The organism is Pseudomonas sp. EA_65y_Pfl1_P113, assembly GCF_963970525.1.
Taxonomy (GTDB): domain Bacteria; phylum Pseudomonadota; class Gammaproteobacteria; order Pseudomonadales; family Pseudomonadaceae; genus Aquipseudomonas; species Aquipseudomonas tritici.
This window is the reverse complement of sequence record NZ_CAXAQM010000726.1, coordinates 1-278: the sequence shown is the minus strand read 5'-3', so window position 1 is coordinate 278 and position 278 is coordinate 1. Positions and strand designations below refer to the sequence as shown.

Sequence of the window (278 nt, the reverse complement as noted above, 5' to 3'; positions counted from 1 at the left end):
CACCAGACGCAGCATTGGAAAAGGTGTCTGGCGTTCGGTCGGCGTATTTCCAGAGCCGAAATGATCGCGCAACTCGGGCGTGTCCGGGGTGCGTAGCAGTGCACCGTCCACGGCAAACACTTGCAGGTCCTGCCACGTATCATCGGTGTACCGCTCGGAGCCCCATTGAGTGCCGGTTTTGCGAAATAGCCACTCGACAGGATCTGAACCGAGCCGCTTGCGGGCTTCTGTTACACCGCTACGAGCCAGCAGATGATCGGTTGCCAAGCCTTGGGCGC

1 pseudogene is annotated in these 278 nt (G+C 60.1%); it reads right to left on the bottom strand.

Going from position 1 to position 278, the window contains the following annotated elements:
- A pseudogene (locus AACY52_RS31920) lies at positions 1–278 on the bottom strand (IS4 family transposase); the annotation flags it as partial.